The organism is Bradyrhizobium pachyrhizi (genome assembly GCF_029714545.1).
Lineage (GTDB): Bacteria > Pseudomonadota > Alphaproteobacteria > Rhizobiales > Xanthobacteraceae > Bradyrhizobium > Bradyrhizobium pachyrhizi.
Genome location: NZ_CP121667.1, coordinates 1,149,903 through 1,172,700 on the forward strand (window position 1 = coordinate 1,149,903; position 22,798 = coordinate 1,172,700).

General features: G+C 63.9%; 22 protein-coding genes. 12 read left to right on the forward strand and 10 right to left on the reverse strand.

What is annotated here, in order from left to right; genetic code table 11:
* Nucleotides 1-4: 4 nt before the first annotated feature.
* Nucleotides 5-1,435, reverse strand: a complete 1,431-nt coding sequence (locus tag QA639_RS05125; RefSeq protein ID WP_283089313.1) for a cytochrome c peroxidase — start codon at nt 1,433-1,435, stop codon at nt 5-7.
* A 306-nt stretch (nt 1,436-1,741) separates the two neighbouring features.
* On the opposite strand from QA639_RS05125, the gene QA639_RS05130 reads away from it, so the two are divergent.
* Nucleotides 1,742-3,511, forward strand: a complete 1,770-nt coding sequence (locus tag QA639_RS05130; RefSeq protein WP_283089314.1) for an alkaline phosphatase family protein — start codon at nt 1,742-1,744, stop codon at nt 3,509-3,511.
* A gap of 89 nt (nt 3,512-3,600) precedes the next feature.
* Here QA639_RS05130 and QA639_RS05135 read toward each other — a convergent pair whose 3' ends face one another.
* Entirely contained in the window at nt 3,601-8,109 is a 4,509-nt protein-coding gene (locus tag QA639_RS05135) for a DUF5801 repeats-in-toxin domain-containing protein (RefSeq protein ID WP_283089315.1), read from the reverse strand.
* 445 nt (nt 8,110-8,554) lie between these two features.
* On the opposite strand from QA639_RS05135, the gene QA639_RS05140 reads away from it, so the two are divergent.
* Together QA639_RS05140 and QA639_RS05145 are read left to right on the forward strand one after the other, a co-directional pair.
* A complete protein-coding gene (locus tag QA639_RS05140; protein ID WP_428841138.1) occupies nt 8,555-9,208 on the forward strand; it encodes a FecR family protein in 654 nt (217 codons plus the stop codon).
* A 37-nt stretch (nt 9,209-9,245) separates the two neighbouring features.
* Nucleotides 9,246-10,109 carry a tetratricopeptide repeat protein gene (locus tag QA639_RS05145; protein WP_157344098.1) on the forward strand — a complete coding sequence of 288 codons (864 nt, stop codon included), beginning with the start codon at nt 9,246-9,248 and terminating at the stop codon, nt 10,107-10,109.
* 171 nt (nt 10,110-10,280) lie between these two features.
* Here the strand turns inward: QA639_RS05145 and QA639_RS05150 are convergent, their stop codons facing one another.
* From QA639_RS05150 to QA639_RS05175, 6 genes are all read right to left on the reverse strand, one after another.
* Nucleotides 10,281-11,147, reverse strand: a complete 867-nt coding sequence (locus tag QA639_RS05150) for an efflux RND transporter periplasmic adaptor subunit (protein WP_028333642.1) — start codon at nt 11,145-11,147, stop codon at nt 10,281-10,283.
* A complete protein-coding gene (locus QA639_RS05155; RefSeq protein ID WP_028333641.1) occupies nt 11,144-11,350 on the reverse strand; it encodes a DUF1656 domain-containing protein in 207 nt (68 codons plus the stop codon). Before QA639_RS05155 ends, QA639_RS05150 begins: the two co-directional genes overlap by 4 nt.
* Entirely contained in the window at nt 11,347-13,398 is a 2,052-nt protein-coding gene (locus tag QA639_RS05160) for an FUSC family protein (RefSeq protein WP_157344094.1), read from the reverse strand. Before QA639_RS05160 ends, QA639_RS05155 begins: the two co-directional genes overlap by 4 nt.
* A gap of 2 nt (nt 13,399-13,400) precedes the next feature.
* Complete coding sequence (locus QA639_RS05165) at nt 13,401-13,853, reverse strand: MarR family winged helix-turn-helix transcriptional regulator (protein WP_028333639.1); 453 nt, start codon at nt 13,851-13,853, stop codon at nt 13,401-13,403.
* 92 nt (nt 13,854-13,945) lie between these two features.
* Nucleotides 13,946-15,085 carry an MFS transporter gene (locus QA639_RS05170; protein WP_244978545.1) on the reverse strand — a complete coding sequence of 380 codons (1,140 nt, stop codon included), beginning with the start codon at nt 15,083-15,085 and terminating at the stop codon, nt 13,946-13,948.
* 248 nt (nt 15,086-15,333) lie between these two features.
* Nucleotides 15,334-15,480, reverse strand: coding sequence for a hypothetical protein (locus QA639_RS05175; RefSeq protein ID WP_157344090.1), 147 nt, complete (start codon nt 15,478-15,480; stop codon nt 15,334-15,336).
* 137 nt (nt 15,481-15,617) lie between these two features.
* Between QA639_RS05175 and QA639_RS05180 the strand changes: the two genes are divergently transcribed.
* Genes QA639_RS05180 through QA639_RS05215 form a run of 8 tightly spaced genes read left to right on the forward strand, consistent with a single transcriptional unit; the run spans nt 15,618 to nt 18,970 of the window.
* Nucleotides 15,618-16,091 (forward strand): DUF2231 domain-containing protein, encoded by a 474-nt coding sequence (locus QA639_RS05180; protein ID WP_244978544.1) that lies wholly within the window; start codon nt 15,618-15,620, stop codon nt 16,089-16,091.
* A 41-nt stretch (nt 16,092-16,132) separates the two neighbouring features.
* A complete protein-coding gene (locus QA639_RS05185) occupies nt 16,133-17,434 on the forward strand; it encodes a PQQ-dependent sugar dehydrogenase (RefSeq protein ID WP_428841169.1) in 1,302 nt (433 codons plus the stop codon).
* A 48-nt stretch (nt 17,435-17,482) separates the two neighbouring features.
* A complete protein-coding gene (locus QA639_RS05190) occupies nt 17,483-17,827 on the forward strand; it encodes a cupin domain-containing protein (RefSeq protein WP_157344086.1) in 345 nt (114 codons plus the stop codon).
* A gap of 9 nt (nt 17,828-17,836) precedes the next feature.
* On the forward strand, nt 17,837-18,016 hold the full coding sequence (locus QA639_RS05195) for a hypothetical protein (protein ID WP_050386330.1): 180 nt from the start codon (nt 17,837-17,839) through the stop codon (nt 18,014-18,016).
* A 58-nt stretch (nt 18,017-18,074) separates the two neighbouring features.
* The gene (locus tag QA639_RS05200; RefSeq protein ID WP_167350422.1) at nt 18,075-18,251 is read left to right on the forward strand and encodes a hypothetical protein; all 177 of its coding nucleotides are present in this window, start codon (nt 18,075-18,077) and stop codon (nt 18,249-18,251) included.
* Between the two features lie 16 nt (nt 18,252-18,267).
* Entirely contained in the window at nt 18,268-18,495 is a 228-nt protein-coding gene (locus QA639_RS05205; RefSeq protein WP_157344084.1) for a DUF6894 family protein, read from the forward strand.
* Nucleotides 18,492-18,728, forward strand: coding sequence for a hypothetical protein (locus QA639_RS05210; RefSeq protein ID WP_152977797.1), 237 nt, complete (start codon nt 18,492-18,494; stop codon nt 18,726-18,728). Before QA639_RS05205 ends, QA639_RS05210 begins: the two co-directional genes overlap by 4 nt.
* 29 nt (nt 18,729-18,757) lie before the next feature.
* Complete coding sequence (locus QA639_RS05215; RefSeq protein ID WP_028333636.1) at nt 18,758-18,970, forward strand: hypothetical protein; 213 nt, start codon at nt 18,758-18,760, stop codon at nt 18,968-18,970.
* A gap of 57 nt (nt 18,971-19,027) precedes the next feature.
* Here the strand turns inward: QA639_RS05215 and QA639_RS05220 are convergent, their stop codons facing one another.
* Nucleotides 19,028-19,585, reverse strand: coding sequence for an HNH endonuclease (locus tag QA639_RS05220; RefSeq protein WP_016845270.1), 558 nt, complete (start codon nt 19,583-19,585; stop codon nt 19,028-19,030).
* Nucleotides 19,586-19,776: 191 nt separating this feature from the next.
* On the opposite strand from QA639_RS05220, the gene QA639_RS05225 reads away from it, so the two are divergent.
* On the forward strand, nt 19,777-21,537 hold the full coding sequence (locus QA639_RS05225; protein ID WP_157344082.1) for a chloride channel protein: 1,761 nt from the start codon (nt 19,777-19,779) through the stop codon (nt 21,535-21,537).
* 189 nt (nt 21,538-21,726) lie between these two features.
* On the opposite strand, the gene QA639_RS05230 is transcribed toward QA639_RS05225, so the two are convergent.
* Nucleotides 21,727-22,704: a peptidyl-alpha-hydroxyglycine alpha-amidating lyase family protein gene (locus QA639_RS05230; RefSeq protein ID WP_157344080.1), complete on the reverse strand. Its 978-nt coding sequence runs from the start codon at nt 22,702-22,704 to the stop codon at nt 21,727-21,729.
* Between the last annotated feature and the right edge of the window lie 94 nt (nt 22,705-22,798).

Below are 22,798 nucleotides of genomic sequence, written 5' to 3' on the forward strand. Positions count from 1 at the left end.
TCCGCTACTGCGACTGCTGGCTTGTTACCGGCAAGATCCGGCCGAGCGCAGTGTAGTGCGACTGATGCACGTTGCTGTTGAACAGCGACCAGGGCTCGGCCTTTTTCAGGGCGACGGGTACGTCGAAGTGCACCAGCTGCGCGAAATTGCGATATTCGGCCATCGCATCGTCGATCCGGCCGGCGGCAACGTCGAGATCGATGCGGCGGAGGGTGAGAACGAGGTCCTTCAGGATCGCGCGCGCCCCCAGCCGCTCCTCCTTGCCGCCGATCGCGGTGTTCCTGATGTCCGGGATGCGCTCGGTCAGTTCGCGCAGTTCGGCCCCGACCCCGGTCACGGCCAGTGACACCACCGCGGTGTCGGCAGCCCGGATCGCGACCTCGAGGACGCTCGAGAGCTCGAGCACCTCTTTCATCCGGAGCATGACGCCGTCCTTGTCGAACGGGCGTTCGCCGTCGCCGACCGCATTCAGATACGCCACGAGGTCCTGGGCGTCCTGGGTCGACAGTTCGAGGTCGAACACACGATCGAAATGATCGACCACCTGTTCATAGCTGTCGTAGCGGCCATCGTGGAAATACGGGGCGTTGAAGTTGGCGTTCAACAAAGTCGGGGTCTTCACCAGTCCACCGGATCCGACGTCGTGGCGCATCTGGTCGTTGAAGGTACCGCCCGGAACATGACAACCGGCGCAGCTCAGCTCGGCCTGCTTCGGGAACGGCTTGAAGAACAGCGCCTCGCCGCGGCGCTCCGCCAAGCTCGCTTGCGCGGCAAGCCTGCCGCCGGGTGCAAGCTTCGGATTGGGCAGGAAATCGATATCGTTGATATAGGCGACAAGGCCGTCGAGAACCTCGTCGCGCGGCCTCGGACCGGAAAATTCATTGACGATGACATTATAGACGAAGTCGCGCAGCGAGGTGATGCGCCCGTCATGTCCGTAGGGGGCGAGGAAGCGGGCGCCGCGCAGGCTCGGAATCCTGACCGGATCGAGGATGCTGTTGAACGTTTTCGCGTTGAAGACAAGGCTGGTCGTATCGAAGGTGCCGGGGCGGGACGATGCGCCCGGAACGAACAGTTTCGGGTTCGATGCGCCGTTGACGTGGCAGGTGCCGCAGCTCATCTCGGCCTGACGCGCCTTGCCGCCCAGGATGGAAGGCGAGTTGAACGCAAGATCGCCGAGATTGACCAAATAGGACTTTCGTCCGCCGACGGCTTCGGAATGAAAGAGTTCGCGCGGCCGCGCCAGCGCCTCCTCGGAAAATTCGGTGCCGGCCGGCAGCACAGTCTGGTCGCCGCCGAGCGGGAACGCCGACGCGCGCAACGGGAGCAGGGCAACGACGAGCGCCAGCCACGCGACCCGTGCCGGTCTGACGCCGCGATCGGCAGCTGTCGCACGATGTTTTCCGGAGCCGGACGCCAGAATATCCCAAGCCATCGCGCGAAAACGCCCCTGTCACAAATGCATATGCGCTGCCGTGCGTCGGAAGATGTCACGGAGGTGACAGTTTCCTGTCGGCAGGATCAATGACCATCTGACTGGATAGACGAATTTTGATTGCGGTTTGATGACGCTCGATCGGCGCACCGCAACGCGGTCTGCGTTTGACAGGATGAAATTCTGTTGGTGAGCGAGCATCTTTCCGCACGTTTGTGCGCGCGTCGAAAAACAGTCATCCCCGCGAAATGTGTTTTGCATAGCGTGTAGCTCCATTTCTATTTCTTTCTAAATCAGGAGAGCACTATGCGGCTTTGGGGAGCCATTCCGGCGCTCGCGGTTGTTGCTGGCGCCGTTGCCATCTCGCCGGTAGCAAACGCAGAGAATTTGGTCGAAAAGATCGTTGATGAGTTCAAGCACGAGATCAGGGAAGAGCTGCGCGATCTGCGGGATCGCGGCCATGAAGGCGTGCACCAGTACAAGCACATCGTCGTCATCTATCAGGAGAACCACAGCTTCGATAACCTCTACGGTCACTGGGGTGACGTCGGCCGCGACCGGATCAACGGCACATCCTATGCCGATCAGGCGCACACCCTGCAGGTTCGGCAGGACAACCAGACCGTCTATGCCTGTCTGCTGCAGAACGACGTCAACCTGACCTCTCCGTCGCCGCAACCGACGAGCTGCACCGACAATACGGGCACGGTCGCGATCCTGAGCGCCTTCAAGAACAAGCCGTTCGAGATCAACGAGTTCATTCCGACCTCGGCCACCACCTGCCCGAAGCCGCTCGGCGCTTTCGCGGCTCACGGTTTCCTCAACGGCACCGGCGCGCCCGGCGGCTGCACCGCGGACATCGTGCACCGCTTCTACAGCGAGCAGTATCAGCTCAACGGCGGCCGGCAGAATCGCTACATGACCGGCAGTGATGCGGCGGGTCTGGTGATGGGCTATTACGACACCAAGAAGCTGCCGATCTACAGCTATCTCCACGGCCACGGCGCGCCGAACTACATCATCGCGGACAGCTTCTTCCAGGGCGCCTTCGGCGGTTCGTTCCTCAACCACCAGTTCCTGGTCGCCGCGGCGGCGCCCCAGTTCGTCGGTGCCCTGAATGACGGCAGCGCCAACGACTTCCACTCGATCGTCGATGCCAACGGCATGCCGACCAGCACGCCGCTCTACACGCCGCTCTCGACCGTGAAGGATGCACAGCTGACGGCGAAGTGCAATCAGGCCGGACTGCCGGCGGGCCTCGCCTGCGGCGACTACGCGGTCAACACCACCCAGCCGTTCTATCAGCCCTATTCGCCCGGCACCGCCGACATCAAGCGCCTGCCGCCGCTGCACACGCCGAACGTCGGCGATCGGCTGTCGGCAAAGCGCGTCGATTGGGCCTGGTATTCGGGCGGCTGGTCGAACGCCAACGGCGACGTCGGCGCTTCGGGCTGGACCAACGGCAACGGCACGACCTGTAACGACCCGAATCATGTCTCCACGGCGGTGTTCCCGAACTGCCCGGACGTGGATTTCCAGTACCACCATCAGGCGTTCAACTACTTCGCCAACTACGCTCCCGGAACGCAGGCCCGCAAGGATCACCTGAAGGACGAAGCGGAGTTCATCCAGGCGGCCAAGACCGGCCGGCTGAAGCAGGTCAGCTTCATCAAGCCGATCGGCGAGGAAAACGAGCATCCGGGCTACACCAGCGAATCCGAAGGCAGCCAGCATCTCGTCGATCTCGTCAAGGCGATCGTCGAAGGGCCGGATGGCAAGGACACGTTGATCGTCATCACCTATGACGAGTTCGGCGGGCAGTGGGATCACGTTCCCCCGCCGCCGTTCAACCGTCATGGTGCCGAAGCCAAGGCCGCGGACCAGTGGGGCCCGGGCACTCGCATTCCGACGCTCTTGATCGCCAAGCGCTTCAACAAGTCGGGTGTTGCCCATGAGGACTTCGACACGACGTCGATCCTCAAGATGCTCGAAAAGCGCTTCGATCTCGATCCGCTGGTGACGCGCCCGGTGCGTAGCCTCTCGGCGGCGCTGAAGGCCGGCGAGGGCTGGCACTGACGCGAAGAAATGGTTCTGGCCCGCGTCAACGTCCGACGCGGGCCGGAATGCCGGCCACGCGCCCAAGTGATCGCTACAGGAAGTGATCGCTACACGATCAGATCGTGTAGCGGATGGATCACGACGGCGTCCGGCGTATGGTCCGGGAAGAAATCTGTTTGGTGCTCCGGGACCGGTCCAACTGCCGGCGTTCCACCAGCTGCAACTGCTTGTGCCAGCTGAAATCCAGCGGAATCGTCCTGGCGGCCGAACCACGCGAGGCTTTGATCAAATTGTAGAGGGGACGAAGCTCCCTGCTGTTCAAGGCTCGAAGGCTCCGCGAAATGAAAGGACTGCTCGGTCGTTCCGGACGTTCCGCCGTCTACAAAGGGCAAGATTGCCTGAGACAACGCCGCGTCCTCGTGGCTACTCGTTGACATCGGACTAACATCGGGCGCTGGAGCGCTGGCGCCGACCGGCGGCGCGGGGCTGTCCGGGCTGGCGGCGAATATGAAGGCGTCCATCCCCGCCGTGTGGCATTGAATATCGACCTGAAGGTTGCTTGTGGCCGAATCGCCGTCCGCATCGACCGCCGTCACATCGAACAGCAGATCCGCATTGATGCTCGTCTTTTCGGTATAGCTGATGTTGTTGATCGCGAAGGTGGGACACCCGGCTTCCACCCGATCGTAGTCGACCTGGACTTGATTGAACGATCTGTCAACGTAAAGCGTGTACGTCGTCGTCGTGGCATCAAAGGTGTAGGTGTCGATCAGCGAAGCATCCGATGTCTCCTGGACCACGAAGCCGGCGCTGCCGCAGAGCGGCCTGGGAACATCGATGCAGAAGTCGTGAACGTCGGCGCTGCCATCAAGAACCTTGAGGATCACGCCGGCGGTGCCGTAGCCCTGCCATTCCGTGAGATTGAAGCCGACCTGCGACTGCTTCTCGGTGAACGCGAGATTCAACTGCTCGGCCGGGTCCATCTGCAGTCCACTGTCGCCGACCGCAATACCGCAGTCCGATGCCTTGACATCGAGCGGATGGCCGGCGCAGTCCGATCCGGTAATAACCAGTTGTCCGTCCGGAGCCGTCAATGACGGCGTGCCGCAGATCGGGGCATCAAAATCGGAGCCATGGACGGTGACGTCCTTCGACGGCCCGGCTTGCTCGAGATCAAAGCAGAATGTTCCATCCGGATCGATCAGCAACTTGAAATAAGGATCGTCCAGCCTGCCGCCGCAATCGGTAAGATACGCGTCGAGTTCGACGCCGCCGCCCACCTCATGGGTCGTATAGTAGAAGTTGTAATCATCGCCATGTCCGGTGACGTGCACCGCGGTGATGCCGTTGCCCAGGCATGATGTGGCCAGATCATATCCCGTGCAGCCGACTGGACCGTTGTGGACGGCAACGAACATCGCGGCATCGCCATCCGCGCCGAAATTGACATCGTAGGTACCTGTCGCAGTCTGATGATCCTGAGCGGCGATGAAGGTCTCCGGGAAGCTGCAAATGGTCGGGTGATCGTCCGTGATCGTCAGTTCCTTGCCGAGGTCGATGCACGCGCTCTGGAAGTCGCCGTCCTTGTCCGTGATGGTGGCAACCAGGCTTACGACGCCGGCGGTCAGCGACACGGCTTCGCCGCTGTCAGGGCCGGCGCAGGCCGGATGCGTCACCGCGCGATATTCAGTGAAGGTGACGCATCCCGTGGCCGGATCAACCGCGATGGTGAATGCCAGCGCGCCACTTGCTGTGCCGACATGGCCTTCGATCGTGTTGCCGTTCAGAACCAGCACGTCGGAGCAGCCGGTATGCGAATCGATCAGACCGGATGGGGTGCAGTCACCTCCGTTGATCGTCAGTGCATAGTGAGTCGTCGCGCCGTCGGCGCCCTGGAGCGAGGTGAACGCCGTCGAGAAATCGGCGGAAATTTTCGTCAGCGCGGCGTCCGGTGCCGAGCCCGCGACATGGTCATCCAGCGCCGTTGCCGTCAGGTGCGTCTCGCTCAGCGTCAGCGACGGAGCGGTGCAATTGGCCTGGATGCAGGGGCCATCGTCGCTGATGGCCAGTCTGCTGCCGAGGTCCAGGCCGGCGCTCTGGAAGTCGCCGTCCTTGTCCGTGATCGTGGCAGTCAGGCCCACGATGCCCGCGGCCAGCGATACGGCTTCGCCGCTGTCCGGGCTGGTGCCGAGCGGCTGCTCCACCGGCCGGTAGTCGGTGAAGGTCACGCGTCCAGTGGCCGGATCGAGCGTAATGGTGAACGCCAGTGTGCCGCTGGTCGCGCCGACGCGGCCTTCGATCGTGTTGCCGTTCAGAACCAGCAGGTCAGCGAGGCCGGTATGCGAGTCGATCAGCCCCGACGCCGTGCCGTTGCCGCCGGTGATGGTCAGCGCGTAGCGGATGGTCGCGCCATCGGCGCCTTGCACCGAAGTGAACGCCGTCGAGAAATCGGCGGAAGTCGTCGTCAGCGCCGCGTCCGGCGCCGAGCCGGCGATGTGGTCGTCCAGCGCCGTTGCCGTCAGATGCGTCTCACTCAGCGTCAGCGATGGGGCTGTGCCCGCCGCCTCGATGCGCGGGCCATCGTCCGTGATTGTCAGCTGCTTGCCGAGATCAATGCTTAGATCCTGGTACTGGCCGTCGCTCTCCGTGACCGTCGCGATCAGGTTGACGAGGCCGGTCCCCAGCGCGATCCCTTCGCCGCTGTCAGGGCTGGTGCCCGACGATTGTTCGACCGCGCGGTGCTCGACGAAGGTCACGCGGCCCGTGGCCGGGTCAACCGTGATGGTGAACGCGAGCGCCCCGCTTGCTGCACCGACATGGCCTTCGATGGTGTTGCCGTTCAGAACCAGCAGGTCAGCGAGGCCGGTATGCGAATCGATCAGCCCTGACGCCGAACCGTTGCCGCCGGTGATCGTCAGTGCGTAGCTGACCGTCAGACCCGGTTCGGTGACGAATGCCGCCGAGAACTCGCCTGATGTCGTCGTCAGCGCAGCGTCCGGTGCCGAGCCGGCGATGTTGTCGTCCAGCGTCGTCGCTGTCAGATGGGTCTCGCTCAACGTCAGCGATGGCGCGGTTCCGATCTCGATCAAGGGGCCGTGGATGGTGAGTGTCACCGTCTGCGGGGTGCCGCCTATCGTGGTCACCGAGAAGCTGTCGGTCAGCGTGTCGCCGACATGGAGGGCTTGCACGGAGCTGTTGGCGTTGTCGAGCGTATAGGTCCACACGCCGGCCGTTGTGAGCGTGAATGAGCCGTAGCCGCCAACGCTTGTCGTCGGCGCGTTCACGGCGGTGAAGGTATTGGCGGGATCGTCGACATCGGTATCGGTGAGCGTGCCCTTTGCGATGAGCAGGCCGGGCGAGGCATGACTGACGCCGACCGCACCCACCACCGCGCCGGCCTTGGTGCCGGAAATGATGGAGGCGTCATCGGCGCCCAGGATGCTGATGTCGAAGCTCTCGCTGGCCGAAAGCGAGCCGTCCGAGACCGTGATCACGAAGCTCTGGGTCGTGTTGGCCTTCAGCGCGTTGATTGCGGTATTGTTCGGAACGAAGGTGTAGTTTCCGGTCGCGCTGTTGAGATAGAGCGTGCCAAATGTACCGACGCTCGACACGTCGTATGTCGCCTGTCCCAGCACCGTATCGCCTGTGGCGCCTCCGCTGATGCCGAATTTCAGTGCGCCGCCCTTGATGCTGCTCGCGGAAAAGATCCCGCTCGCCGCATTGAAGTCGTCAAATATCACCGTATCGATTTCAGTCGGCCCCGCTCCGAGGTTCAGCTTCGGCGGAACCGGCGGCAGCTTGAAGAGATCATTTTTCGCGAAGGTCGCCACCGGTAGCGGCCCGAGCGTATCTTGCACCGGCGACAGCGGGGACTGCTGAATAAAATTGATCGGCAGCAGCAGTTGGCCGCCTTCGAGAGCAGGCATGCCGGACCCTTTCGATGCCGGTCCTTTCTCGAAATAGGCAAGGGTCTCCTGTTGGGCCTCCCGCAATTCCTCCATGTGCGCAGGGGAATTCGTGGCATGGTTCACGCCGACAGAGGAGCCTCTTCTGCTCAGGATGATCGTCTCTTCGGGATCCTCGACGATGATGTGACGGGGGATCGCCTCCTTGGTGACGAGTTCGAACACGCCGTGGTGGAGGTCCTTGTATTTGATGTTGTCGTCGTCCAGCAACGTGACGTTCGGCTCCGCGGCCCGGGCGTCCTCCAGCAGCGAGAAGGTGAGGGCGGCTAACGACAGCATGCCGAGGCCGCTGGCGCGGATGGTGCCAACCGGTGTGTCCGCCGTCAGGACGCCAGACCCTGCCAGCCGGCTGCCGATGAGACGGAAGAGGCTTCTGGTTTTCGCGAACAGGCCCGGCCGCAAGCCCTCGCCGGGGTCCTGCGCGATGTCGCCCAACTCCAGCACGGTGCCGGCCGGCAACTTGAGCAACCTGCCATCGACCAGGCGGATTTCGATCCGCCCGCCGGCTCCGACCTCGATGACGTCACCCTGGCGAACGGGATCGCCAGTTACGATTTGAATCGGTATGCCGCGGGCACGCGCGATCGTGCCGCAGCCGATCGCCGTCCGAACAGTGCCAACTACGCGGGGCGGCTGGCCCAAAACGGCCATGCACGCGTCCCCGAACTCTACGCCGGACGCAACTGACATTGGCTTTTTGCCTGTTGGGCAGTTCGAGCGGAAAGTGGCGCCGCAGTCTTTTTATTTTGGCTTGGTTCGGCCACGCGGCGAAAAACCCCGCGCCGTCAGCCATAGGCTTGTCCGCTGAAACGTCCTGATTGAAACCAAATTCGGCAGTAAAAATGGAATTCCAATACTGCGGGGGAGCCTTACAAAAAGGACAGAATAGCTGTCCTTTATCGCGCGTGCAGCCCCGCAAAATTAATAGTATGATTACCATGCAAATTGTCCACTTATTAATTTTTAGTCGAACTGCGTCAGGCATTTAGGCCTGTCTGCGACAACTCGTTTGGCACTTAAGGTCCTGCGGTCTCGGCCCGGCGGTCCCGATCACCACCGAGCCACGACACGACAAGATCTTCTCGTGGAGGGGATCGTGCGCATCCATTTGATTGTTCAATTGCTTGCAAGCTTCGTCCTGGCGCTCGCAACGCTCACGCCCGGCCAGGTGCAGGCGCAAACCGAACCGGCCCAGCCCGCGGTTGAGAATATTCAACTGAAATTCATCGGAAGGGTCGTGGCCGCCACTGGTTCGGTCACGATCGAGCATCCGAGTGCAGTGGTCGTTCAGGCAGGGCTGCCCGGCAAATTGCCTCAGGCGCAGGTTGGCGATCCCGTTTATCTGGGCGACGTGGTGCAGACTGGAGCGGACGGACGCGTCGGGATCAATTTCACCGACGGCACTTCGTTCAATCTGTCGAGCAACGCCAAGATGGCGATGACCGAGTTCGTGTACGATCCGAACGGCAAGTCAAACTCGACCTTGCTCAAACTGACCAACGGCACCTTCACCTTCGTTGCCGGCAACATTGCGAAGACCGGTGACATGAAGATCGACACTCCTGTGGCAACGATGGGCATTCGAGGCACCACGCCACGCATCGAGATATCGGACGATGGAACGGTGAGGTTCGCCACGCTCGTTGAAGAGGGCAAGAGCAAGGTCAGGAAGGTCGGGACACGAACGCCGCAGCAACCTGAGCAAAACACCCTCCACAAGTTCAATCCCAACATCTGTCGAGGGTGCTAGGCCAGGCGCAGCCCGTTTCGTGCAAGCAAGGCCCGATATGAAACTTCGTGCAAGCGCCGGCGCAATTGTCAGCCTGATATCGCTTCTCGTTGCGATGCTCCCTGTGTTGCCTGCGGTCGCGCAGAACCCGAAGAAGGACAGCTATCTCCGCACTATCGGATCGTGCAGCGGCCTCGATCGCACACCGGCCGACGCGCGCATTGCTGCCTGCACGGCGCTGATCGATGCGGGGCAGGACATGACGGCGGCCGGCCTCGCGATCGCCTATAACAACCGTGGCAATGCCTACGCCGCCAAGGGAGACTACGACGGAGCCATCCGGGATTTCGATCGATCGATCGAGCTCAATCCGACCTACACCAAGCCGCTCAACAACCGCGGCGTGGCCTATCTCAGGAAGCGCGAATATGATCGCGCGACCGACGCCTTCGATCAGGCGATCAGGCTCAACCCGAACTACGGTGAGGCCTTCGCCAACCGCGCCGGCGCCTATTTGAAGAAGAACGATTATGCCCGCGCGGCGCAGGACTACGATGAGGCCATTCGCCTCGAACCGAAGCTGGACGGGGTGTGGAACGGACGCTGCTGGAGTCGGGCCATCCTCGGCGAATTGCAGGCGGCGCTGGAAGATTGCAACAAGGCCCTTCAATCGGCGTCAGCCAACGCCGCGACGTATGACTCGCGTGGCCTGATCTATCTGAAGACCGGCGAGCTTGGCGCGGCGATCGCCGACTACAGCTCCGCACTTCGCATCGATCCCAAGCTCGCAAGCGCACTTTATGGACGCGGCCTGGCGAAGTTGAAGCAGGGTGACAAGGCCGGCGGCAATATCGACATGGCGGCGGCCAAGGCGATCCAGGGCAGCATCGGCGACGATTTCACACGCTATGGCGTGCGATAGGCGAGCGCGGCCGACGGAGCCGCAGCAAGCGGGCCGGCCCGATGCAGTCGCTGCGGGTGCGGCCAGCCGGCTAAAGCATGATCCGGAAAAGTGCGAAGCGGTTTTCCGAAAAGATCATGCTCAAACAAAGAGCTAAGGCGCGATGACGATTCAACCTAATCTCATCGCGCTTTAGTCCATGATCTCGACCGTCGCCGAACGGCCGGCGACGAGCGCGATGCGATCCGGCAGGTGGTCCAGCGCGATGCGCACGGGGATGCGCTGTGCGAGCCGAACCCAGCTGAATGTCGGATTGACGTTTGCGAGCAGGCTCGCGCCTGCCGCGCGGTCGCGATCCTCGATGCCGGCTGCAATGCTCTCGACATGTCCGGTGAGCCGCACCGGCTCGCCCATCAGCCGGATCTGCGCCTTGTCGCCGACGCGGATGCGCGCGAGCTTGGTCTCCTCGAAATAGCCTTCCACATGCAGCGTGTCGGTGTCGACCAGCGCCATCACGCCCTTGCCAGCGGTGACGTAGGCGCCCGGCCGCAGGTCCATATTGGTGATGGTGCCGTTCACCGAAGCGTGCACCTCGCTGCGATCCAGATTGAGCTGCGCGACGGCGCGGTCGGCGACCGCCTGGTCATAGGCCGCCTTGGCCTGCAGCTGGGTCGCCAGAACCTGCTCCTGCTTCTGCTGCGACACCGCATCGGTGGTCAGCGAGCTGTAGCGTTTGAGGTCGGCGTCGGCCTGATCCAGCGTCGCGCGATGGCCGGCGACCGATGCATCCGCCTGCTTCAGCGCCAGGGCAAAGCGTGCGCGATCGATCCGGAACAGGATGTCGCCGCGACGCACCGGTTGATTGTCCTTGACCAACACGTCGGTGACGAAGCCGGAGACGTCGGGGGCCACCTGGATCACGTCGGCGCGGACCCTGCCGTCGCGGGTCCATGGCGATTCCATATAGTAGACCCAGAGCGCGCGAGCGACAGCGAGCGCGGCGACGACGGCGACCGCGGTCAGCGCAACCCGACCGAGCCAGGCGAAATTCGCTTTCATGGCAGAAACTCCGAAAGATAAACCACGACGCCGAGCAGGCATACGTACAATGCGAAATTGAACAGCGCGCGATGCCAGACCAGCCGATAGAATCCGAAGCGCTGCATGATCCGGCTCACCACTGCGCTCAGCGCATAGGCAACGATGAGCCACAGCAGCAGCGCCGGAACGAGCACGCCGTAAATGTCGAGCTCATATCTCATGCGGCGAAACTCTCCTCGGGCTGCGATCGATACGCGGGTGCATCCGGAAACAGGCCGCGGCGGATGCCGACGAGGCCGAGCAATGCATCGTCCCGCGCGCGCTCATTGGGGTCCTTGACGACCGCGGTCAGCGCCGCATCGATGCATGACAACAGTTCGGCCGGCATTGCGTGGTCCGCACGGGCACGAAACGCTGCCCCGAGGTCGTCCAGCATGTCGTCGATGGCTCGCACGGTGAATGCGGCGAGGCCGTAACGCGCCCTCCTCAGGTCGATGATGTTGAGCCCGATGCGTAGCTGGACCAGGCTGTCGGCATCGCGCCGGTCGCTCTCGGAGATGAAGGCGATCCGCTGGACCAACAGGCCGAGCCGATGCAGCATCAGGCCGGCAAACTGCGCGCGATCGCCGTGGCCGCGCCGCTCGGCCGCGATCGCGAGCGTCTGCCAGCTCGACGTCATCAACCGCTTGGCGATCCATTCGGCGCCGACGCCGCGCGCGATCCGCGTCACGATCTCCGCAATGACAACACCGAGGAAGAAGGCGACCGACGTGTTGGCGAAACTGGCGAAATCCGCGCTGTAGGTCGATTGCAGCGCGAGCAGCGTCGCGGTGTTGGCGGCGAGCGCCATGCCGATCGGCGCAGTTTTGGGCCGCGCGATCAAATAGCCGTACAGGAGGAAGGTCGGCGCCAGCGCCGCGATCAGGACCTCGACATGGGAGATGCCCGGCACCAGCGCGAACTGATAGATCGCGACGATGACGATCGCGACCAGTGAAAACAGGCCGAAGGCCCGGATGCTGCGCGCAGGCTCGTCCTGCGCGGCGAAGAAGGAGCAGGCGACCGCCGCCATCATCGGCGCCGAGGCGCCATCGGCCCAGCCGGTCGCAATCCACAGGCCGCAGCAGATCAGGATGGCGACCGCTGCGCCCGCGGCCGACCACAGCGCCATGCCGTGGTCGCGATGACGGACCGGTGCGGCCCCCGACTCCGGGTGGAACGCCAGCGCGACGGTGGAGATATCCCGGCCCGCAGCAATTGCATCGCCCAGCGCGCGGCAGTCGGCCGAGATGTCGACAAGCTCGCGCAGCCGGAGCAGCAGGCTGATCGTGATGATGCGCTCCCGCGGCGCGATGCCGTCGAGCGCAGATTGCCGCTCGGCGATTGCAGCGCGGATCTGCTCGCCGGATTGCCGCTGGCGGTCCTCGTCCACGATCCATGCGGCGAGATCGCCGATCAGGCGCTGCAGCTCCGGTTGCCGTCGCAGCGCCGTCTCACCGAGTGCGGCAAGCCGGTCTTCGATCGACGTGATGATCGGCAACAGCATCAGCATGCGCAGCCGGACCTCGCCGAGGCCACGCACGGTGCCGGCGTCGGCCAGCCGGTCATAGGCGACGTGGGTCGCCAGCGTATCGATCTCGACGATGTCGGTTGCAAGACGAAGGCGTTGGGCCCGGCGCGTCTCGCTGGTCCCGCTGTCAAGCAGCGCGTCGCGTGACAGACGGCGCGCATCTGACAACCAGTTCCTGATGCGGCCGCCGACCGCCGGCGCGACGCTGCGGGGAAACACCACCGTCGACACCAGGCTCGCACAGACGATGCCGAGCGAGATCTCCTCGACCCGCGCCAGCGCGACGTCGAAGATGCTGCCCGGGTCGGCCACCGACGGAAATCCGATCAGTGCGACGGTATATCCGCCCAGCATGAAGACATAGCTGCGTGGCGTGCCGTCGAGCAGCGACAGATAAAGGCAGAGCCCGACCCAGAGCGCGATCGCAAGGCACAGTAGCTCCGGCGCATTGACCAGGTTCGGCACGAGAGCAACCGTGACGCTCGCGCCGACCAGCGTGCCGATCACGCGGAAGAACGCCTTCGAGCTGGTCGCGCCGGCCAGCGGCTGGGAGGTGATGTAGACCGTCGCCATCGCCCAATAGGGACGCGGCAGACCGATCGCCAAGGCGATTACGAGCGCCAGCATCGACGCCGCGAACGTCTTCAACGCGAAAATGAGATCCGCGTGGCGGACCAGGAACGGCTCTTCCGCGCGCATGACTATTTCGCCTCTGCAGCGGTCGCCCGTTGCTCGATGCGCTGGAGCGTCTCGAAGGTTACCGCAAGTTCCTCGCTGCCGATATCCTTCAGCAGGCTGGCCCGCACCCGGCGCAGCACCCGGTTGATCTCCTCGACCTTGGCTTCGCCGGTAGCGGTGAGATGCAGCGTTTTGGCACGCCGGTCGGTCGGGTCCTCGCGACGCTCGACGAGGCGCTCGGACTGCAGCAGATCGATCAGCCGCACCAGTGAAGGCCCCTCGATTCCCAGTTCATCGGCCAGCACGCCCTGCCGGACGTTTTCCCCCTGGCGTGACAACACCAGCAGCGGAATCGCCGTCGCGTAGGACAGGCCGTGGTCGGACAAGGCCTGATCCGACTCGCGACGCCAGATCCGGGCGAGCCTGGTCACCAGGCGGCCGATCTCGGCGTGGATATGGGACGGCGCAGGCGGCATGCAAATTAGATAGGATACGAACTATTAGGATGCAATAATATGCTGCGAGCATCGCGGACGATCACGCGAATGCGATCCTGCGTGAGGAAGCGTCAGTATTTCTGCACGGTCGATCGGAAGGCGATCCAGAATGCGACCGACAGAAGCCCCAGTCCGCCGAGCGCCAGGAAGGCTGGGCCATAGCCGACCCATTGCGCAATCCAGCCGCCGAGCGCGGGGCTGAGCGAGGCGCCGACTCCCTGAACCGTGATGACGGCACCTTGTCCGAGATTGACGCGGCCGGTTCCGTTCAACGATCGCGCCACCATCCCGGGCACGGCGACGCTTTGCAGGCCTGCGCCGATGCCGTCGAGGATCTGCACGGGCAGCACGCCCCACCAGCCCGAGAGGAACCAAGCGAGCACGCCGCGCACCGGCAAGGCCAGGAACGACAGCAGCAGGACAGACCAGTAGTTTCGGCGCTCGGCGGCGTGCATGCCGGCGATCGAGGCAACAATCATCACCGCCTGAGCCACCACGATCGTGGTCGCGACGAAGCTCGGGCCGTCGGCGTGACCACCGGCAACTGCAGCAAGGCCGTAGAGCGGCACGATCGCCGCGTTACCGAGGTGGAACGCGGCCAGTGCGACGGCAAGCACCAGTAACGGCTTGTGCTTGACCAGCACGGAGAGGCCGCTGGGCTGGCTGTCCGGATCTTCTTCCTTGCCGCGCGCGGCACCGTGATCGATGCTGCCGGGCGGGACCAAGAGCACGCAGGCGATCGTGATCGCGCCGAACAGGGCGGCGAGCACGAAGACCGCCACATAACCATACTGCCAGCCGAGATAGCCCGATGCCGCGGCACCGACCATGTTGCCGGCATGGTTGAACGCCTGGTTGCGGCCGTTCTGCCGGTTGAACCCACGCTGCTTGACGATGCCGAGCGTGATGCCGGTGACCGCCGGAACGATTGCGGCACCCGCGATCGAGGTCGCAACCTGGGACAGCGCGACAGCCCAGAAGCTTTGCGACATCAGGATGACGGCCGATGCCACCACGACCGCGATGCCCGGAACGATCACCCATGCCCGCTTGTGGTTCGTGGTATCGATGCAGCCGCCGATCGGCGTCGTGATCAGCATGCCCGCGACGTTGCCGAGCGTCAGGGCGGTCCCGATCAGGCCGCTGGCCCAGCCATGCAACTGAAGGAAGACCCCAACGAACGGTCCGATCCCGGACTGCATGTCTGCCATGAAGAAGTTCACGGCCAGCAGCGGCCACAGGCGTGCAGGAGACGTTCTCGCTTTGCGGTGGGGCATGATCCACGAACGCGCAGGACCGCGGAAGGAAGCGACGATGGACAGATATTTCTGCGCAACCGCTCACGCCGCAATGTGCATGGCGGCCGGCGGTACGATTCTCCGGGAGCGTTCTGCGCAAGGCGGCCGGGTAACGTCACGGCGCAAGCGTGTGCCGGACCATATCGCCCAAGTCAGTCTTTTTATCGCATCAGCACGTAGACGATGACGATGACGGCGAGCGCGATGATCGCAGACGTGATCATCATGCCGTAGGGACGTACCTGTCTGCCTTGGGTCGTCTCTGCCGTGCTTGCCGGAGCTGGTTCAGCGGGCCCTTCTCGGACCATGGTTGGCGTCCTGCTTGTCACACCTCTATTCCGACGCGGCTGACGCAGCTTCGTTCCTAAATGGTGTCCGGGCCGGGTGCGCGCTTAGGAACCTCGCTCCGAACGCGCTGTTGAGGCTTCTTTCGGAGGCACGAAAGATGCACCAGGTCGCGACAGTCGCCACGCATTCGGCCAACCCGGCCTCGACGGCGCGGGTCGGTTTGCATCCGATCCATCCCATGCTGGTGCCGTTTCCGATCGCGTGCTTCGTCGGGACGCTGGTGACCGATATCGCATACTGGCAGACCGCCGAGATGCAGTGGGCCAACTTCTCGGCCTGGCTGTTGTTCGCGGGGTTGATCATGGGTGGTCTCGCCGCGATCGCCGGCCTGATCGACTTCCTGAGCAATCGCCTGATCCGCCGGCTGGGCTATGCCTGGCTGCACATGATCGGCAATGTGATCGTGATGCTGCTCGCGCTGTTCAACGCCTTCATCCACAGCCGCGATGCCTGGACCTCCGTGGTGCCGACCGGACTGGTGCTGTCGGTGCTGACCGTGCTCGTGATGCTGTGCACGGGCTGGCTCGGCTGGGCCATGGTCTATCGCTACCGGGTCGGAGTGGCAGGCTGATGTCGATCGACCTGACCAATGCCACGCACCTCAAACTCGGAATGACGCTGCTCGCCGGCCTATGCCTCGCGGGCTGCAGCAAGGAGACGGCGCCTGACCCGAAAACACAGGTCGGTGGGCGTCCGGACCTGCCGGCGCTCAAGCAGTATCTGATGCCGCCGATGCACGTCGCCTCCGTGGTCGGATGGAAGCAGGGCGAGAAGCCCAAGGTGCCGGACAGCTTGCAGATCAATGCGCTCGCCACCGGCCTGCAGCATCCGCGGTCGCTCTATGCGCTCCCCAATGGCGACATCCTGGTGGTCGAGTCCAAGGCGCCGGGGACCGAGCCGATCAAGCGGCCAAAGGACTTCATCATGAAATGGGTGGAGTCGTGGGCAACCTCCGGCGGCGACACCGGCGCAAGCAACCGCATCACGCTGCTGCGCGACTCGAATGGCGACGGCAAGCCGGAGATACAGAGTGTGTTCCTCGACCATCTTCATTCGCCGTTCGGGGTGGCGCTGGTCGGCAACGATCTCTACGTCGCGAACACCGATGCGATCGTCCGGTATCCGTATCATGAGGGCGATACCAAGATCACCGAGCCGGGGCAGACCCTGACGGAGCTTCCGGGCGGGCCGATCGACCATCACTGGACCAAGAGCCTGACGGCAAGCCCAGACGGCGCTCTGCTCTATGTCGGCGTCGGCTCCAACAGCAACATCACCGAAAATGGAATCGAGGCCGAGAAGAACCGGGCGGCGATCCTCGAGGTCGAGCGCGCCACCGGCCGTTGGCGGATTTTCGCCAGCGGGCTGCGTAACCCCAACGGCCTGACTTTCGAGCCGCATAGCCACGCGCTGTGGACCGTGGTCAACGAGCGCGACGAGATCGGCCCGAACCTCGTGCCCGACTATCTGACGTCGGTGAAGGACGGCGGCTTCTACGGCTGGCCGTACAGCTATTTCGGCCAGAACGTCGATCCCCGGGTGCAGCCGCCGCGGCCGGATCTGGTCGCGAAGGCAACCGTTCCGGACTATGCGTTGAGCTCGCACGTCGCGCCGCTCGGGCTTGCCTTCTACACCGGCGACAGCCTGCCGTCGTCCTACCGGGGCGGCGCCTTCATCGGCGAGCACGGCAGCTGGAATCGGCCACAGCTCAACGGCTACAAGGTCGTCTACGTGCCGTTCGCCGACGGCCATCCGAACGGGCCGGCGCAGGACGTCGTCACCGGATTCCTCGGCGAGGACGAAAAGTCCCGCGGCCGGCCGGTGGGATTGGCGATCGACAAATCCGGCGCGCTGCTGATCGCGGACGACGTCGGCAACACGGTGTGGCGCGTGACCGCCTCGGGGCGGCTCTGACGGCGCTCCCGCTGTCTCACCCGCACACGCAAGCGATTGGAGAACACCATGAGCGACAGCACGATCAAGAAAGTATCGGTCAGCACGTCCCCGAAGGGCACGATGGGCCAGACCTATCTGGTGTCGGGCAGGCGCGTTGCCATGCGGCTTTGGGACAACGAACAGCCGCAACCGGGCGCTTCCGATCGGCGCGACTACGAGACGGTTGGGTATGTCATCAGCGGTCGCGCCGAATTGACCCTGGAGGGGCAGACCATCCGCCTGCAGCCGGGCGATTCCTGGCTCGTGCCCGCCGGGTCCGAGCACCGTTATCGCATTCTCGAGCCGTTCACGGCCGTCGAAGCCACCGCGCCACCGGCGCAAGTGCACGGTCGCGACGAGTCCAAGTCATAGAGGCGCACGGTGTCGAACATGCTCGAAGAAAAGCTCAGGGATGCGATCATCGGCGAATTGAAGCGCCAGGCCGCCAATCGGCCGGATCTGCTCCGCGTGCTGGATGCCGGGGAACTGTCGGTCAGCGGCACGATCGACCTCGATGCACTGGTCATGGTGATCGCAGGCTCGGTTGCGGGCGGACCTTGAGCGCGGCCGGTTAGGAACACATCGGGATACAGATGCTTCTGTTCTTGAGGAGATTGTCATGAGCAGAAAGCCTGTAACGCAGGATTCTGGACGCTCGAGCGACTGGGGTTCCCACGTGCAAACCGACAAGCCGTGGAAGGGAAACCCGGAGAAGGAGCAGCGCTCTGGGGATGCGAAGCGCTCCGGAGACGAGGAGCCGGACCTGGAAAAGTGGCATGAATCGAACACGCATTGATGCGCGGAGCGAGCGAATGTCCGCCTTTCACTTTGCGATCGTGAATGATGAGCGTGTGATCGATGCAACCGGTCAACCGGTTGCCGACCGCGATGAAGCCATCGCCGTCGCCAAGCGGCTCGCCATCGACCTTGCCGAGACCCGACAGGAGTATCTGGGACGCGGCTACTACATCTCGGTGATCGGTGGCGACGCCCGCGAAATTTACCGCGAAAGCATCGATAGCGCCGCGAAGAGCGGATGAACGATGCCGCCCCGGCGGGCGGCAAGAGAGCAAGGCTTCGAGAACAAGGCTTCGAGAACAAGGCTTGGAGAGACCGAATGGATATGGGCCTTGAGATCATCTACGGCATCGGAGCGCTCGTGCTGCTGACCGCTTTGATCTTCGGCGTGCTTCAACACCATTTTCGCAGCAGGCGCGCGGTGCAGGTCGGCGAGGAGGTTGTCCGCAAGCGATACAAGCGGAATGAGACCTGACGCAGCGCCGCTGGCGCAAGGAGGAGACGATGGGATTGGCTCAATATGCGGTGATTGCGGCCGGCGAGGAATGGGGCGTCCTGCACGACGGCAACCTCAACGGCGGATACGCCACCAAGGAAGCTGCATTCGAATCGGCGGCGGCCGCCGCGGCACTGGCGATCAGGATGGGGCACGAGGTCCACGTCAGCGTTCCCGGACGCGAGGAGGGGGAAGCGGCCCTCACCAAGCGACCCGCCTGATCCAAATCACAGCAGTACGGCTTGCATTCGGTGGAAGATGGCGCGCGCCAGCGCGCTCTACGGATCGAGCTCAGTATCCCAGTAGAGATAATCTAGCCAGCTCTCGTGCAGATAGTTCGGCGGAAACAGCCGGCCGTTGCGATGCAGCTGATGCACGGTCGGGGCGTAGGGCGTCTGCTTCGGAAACATCTTGGCCTGCTGCGGCGTCAGATTGCCTTTGCGCAAATTGCAGGGCGAGCAGGCGGCGACGACGTTCTCCCAGGTGGTCTGGCCACCCTTGCTGCGCGGAATGATGTGATCGAAGGTGAGATCGTCGCCCGACAGGCAATACTGACAGCTGAATCGGTCGCGCAGGAAAACGTTGAACCGGGTGAAGGCGGGGTGGGTGGTCGGCTTGACAAAGGACTTGAGGGATACGACGCTCGGCAGCTGGATTTCGAAGGAAGGACTTCGTACCGCCCGGTCGTAATATTCGACGATGTTGACACGATCGAGGAACACCGCCTTGATCGCGTCCTGCCAGGACCAGAGCGACAGCGGGTAATAACTCAGCGGCCGGAAGTCCGCATTCAAGACCAGCACCGGCCAACCGCCTTGCGAGACATGTGCGTTCAAATAACGCTCCTGACTCCCATTAGCTGCGAAGCAGCATGCACTCACATACTACAGGCAGCGTGACGGGATTGTGAAGAGCAATGAGCGGCTTATCCGCCGCGCCCTGCCATGTTCCTGCCCCGATTGCCTCCCGCCCGCGAGGCCCGTAAAGGGAGCCGCAAGGCCCTGTCGGCCAGTGACGGACCCTGCCGATGACCACGACCTCAAGCTATCTCGAGGCGCCGCGCCGGTTGCGCGCGTTCGTGCGCGCGCACGAGACGAGCCTTGTGGTGCTGGCGGTGCTGATCGGCGCCATTGGCGGCCTCGTGGTGGCGGTCATGAGCGGCCTCGTCACGGTGCTGCATTCGGTGCTGTTCAATCTGCCGCTCGGCGACCGCTTGTCGAGCCAGCCCGGCATCGATCCCGTGCGCGCGCTCGTGGTTCCCACGATCGGCGGCCTGCTGCTTGGATTTGCGTTCCTTCTGTTGCTCCGGGTCCGGCCGGCCCGCGAAATCGACCCGATCGAGGCCAATGCGCTTTATGGCGGGCGGATGTCGTTCCGCGGCAGCGTGATCGTGGCGCTGCAGACGATCTGGTCGAGCGGCGTCGGCGGCTCGGTCGGGCTCGAGGCCGGCTATACCCAGCTCTCCAGCGGCCTCGCCGCCTCGCTCGGACGCGGCTTTCACCTCCGCCGCAACGACCAGCGAATCATGGTCGGCTGCGGCGCGGCGGCGGCGATCGCCGGTGCCTTCAGCGCGCCGCTTGCGGGCGCGTTCTACGCTTTTGAACTTGTGATCGGCGGCTATACGCCGGCCAGCCTGACCCCGGTCGGCGTGGCGGCGGTGACCGGCTACTTCGTCGCCCATGCCTTCGAGCCACTGCCGCTCGGCGTCGGCGTCGGAACCGTCGGCGATGTGCTCGGGCGGGATCTTGCGATTGCCGCGCTGCTCGGCATGGTCGCGGCCCTGACCGGCATTGCGATCATGCGCGGGGTGACACTGTGCGAGGCGCTGCTGACCAAGAGCCGGCTCTGGCCGCCGTTGCGGCCGGCGCTCGGCGGGCTTGCGGTTGGCGCGATGGCGCTGCTGACGCCGCAGGTGATGTCGTCGGGCCATGGCGCGCTGCGCTTCGCGGGCATCGTGGCGATGCCGCTTGCCTTCATCGCCGGAGTGTTCGCGCTGAAGGCGGTTGCCTCAATCGTTTCGCTCGGCTCCGGCTTCCGCGGTGGATTGTTCTTCGCCACGCTGTTCATGGGCGCGCTCGGCGGCCGGCTGTTCGCCGCCGGTGTCGACATCGTGTGGCCGGGGCTGAACCTCGACCCCAACGCCTATGCGGTGATCGGCATGAGTGCGTTGTCGGCCTCGGTGATCGGCGGCCCGCTCACGATGTCGTTCATCGCGCTGGAATCCACCGGCAACCTCTGGCTCACGACGGCGGTGCTGGTCGCGGTCATTATCTCGACCACGATCACGCGCGAGCTGTTCGGCTATTCGTTCGCGACCTGGCGATTGCATCTGCGCGGCGAGACCATCCGCAGCGCCGCCGATATCGGCTGGATCCGCGATCTCACGGTCGGCAAGATGATGCGGCAGGACATGACGACGGTGAACGCCGCGATGCCGATCGAGGCGTTCCGCGAGGAATTCCCGCCGGGCTCGAAGACCCAGGTCGTCGCGGTCGACGGCGAGGGGCATTACGCGGGGCTTGCGCTGGTCGCCGAAGCGCATGCGCCCGATCTCGAGGCCGACAAGGGACTTGCCGCCATTCTGCGCTACGCCGACGTGGTGCTGCATCCCAGCATGAACGTGCAGGAGGCGATCGCGGTGTTCGACGCGGCCGAAGCGGAATCGCTCGCCGTGGTCGAAGGCGACGGCGATCGGCGGCCGATCGGCCTGCTCACCGAAGCGCACGCGATGCGGCGCTACGCGGAAGAATCCGAGCAGCGCCGCCGCGAGGTGATCGGCGAGATTTGAGGGCCGTGTGGCAGGTACAGGTCGATATGATCTGCCCAACCCGTCATCCCCGCGCAAAGGCTTCGCCTTTGCCGCTAGAGTTGCGAGCGCTTGCGAGCCTCGAAGGTTGAACGGCCACTAGCCGGGCCCTCGACCCTTCGAGACGCGCGCAAGAGCGCGCTCCTCAGGGGGACGGTGATGCGGCGGAGCTCAGGTCGGAATCTTTTCCAGCTTCTGCAGGCAGCGTGTCACGCGCACCGCGGCCGGCATCTCGGTGTCCGGAAAGCTGGTCTTCCAGTCGGTGACGCCGACTTCGCCGACATAGATGTCGCCGCGGGAATCCAGCGCGATGCCGTGCGGCGCCAGGAATTTTCCGGTCTCGACGCCGGGGCCTTGCTCGCCGCCGAGGCGCGCGATGCGCTTTCCGGTGTGATCCACGATCGACAGCCGCGGGCCGAGATTGGGCACCTTGCGATTCACCGCCATGCCGGGGCCGAGCTCGCCGATCACGAAGTTCGGCTGCTTGCCGCCGCCGCAGCAGCACAGCGCGCAGGGCCGGTGCAGGTTGTTCCACTGCGTCTCGAATTTGCCGTTGCCGTCGAACACCTGGACGCGGTGGTTCTCGCGGTCGGCGACATAGACCCAGCCATCGGCGTCGGTCGCGATGTTGTGCACGATGTTGAACTGGCCGGGATCGGTGCCGGGCTCGCCCCAGGTTTTGATCAGCTTGCCATCCGGCGTGTATTTGTGGACGCAGGAATTGCCGTAGCCATCGGAGACATAGATCTCGCCCTTCGGCGACAGCGCGGTATGGGTGCAGCGATGGAACGGCTGGCCGCTCATGAACGGGGCCGGCTTGTCCGGGATGCCGATCGTCAGCAGCACCTTGCCGTCGGTCGAGCATTTGCGCACGGTGTGGTCGCCGTCATCGGTGCAATAGAGATTGTCGTCGGCGTCGATATGCAGGCCGTGGGCGCGCGAGAACACGCCTTCGCCCCAGCTCTTGATGAAATTCCCCTCGCGGTCGAGCACCACCATCGGATGGTCGCCGCGGTTGAAAACGTACACGCGGTCCTTGCTGTCGACCGCGACGGAGGCGACATCGGTCAGGCTCCAGCCGTCGGGGAGTTTTGCGAAGTTCTCCACCACGCGATAGCGGTGTTCGCCGGTGCCGAGGGTGGTTGGCATAAGATGTCTCCTCTCGGGTGTCGTTCCGGGGCGCGGAACCTCGAGATTCCGGGTTCGATGCTGCGCATCGCCCCGGAATGGCGGTGGTGGGAGG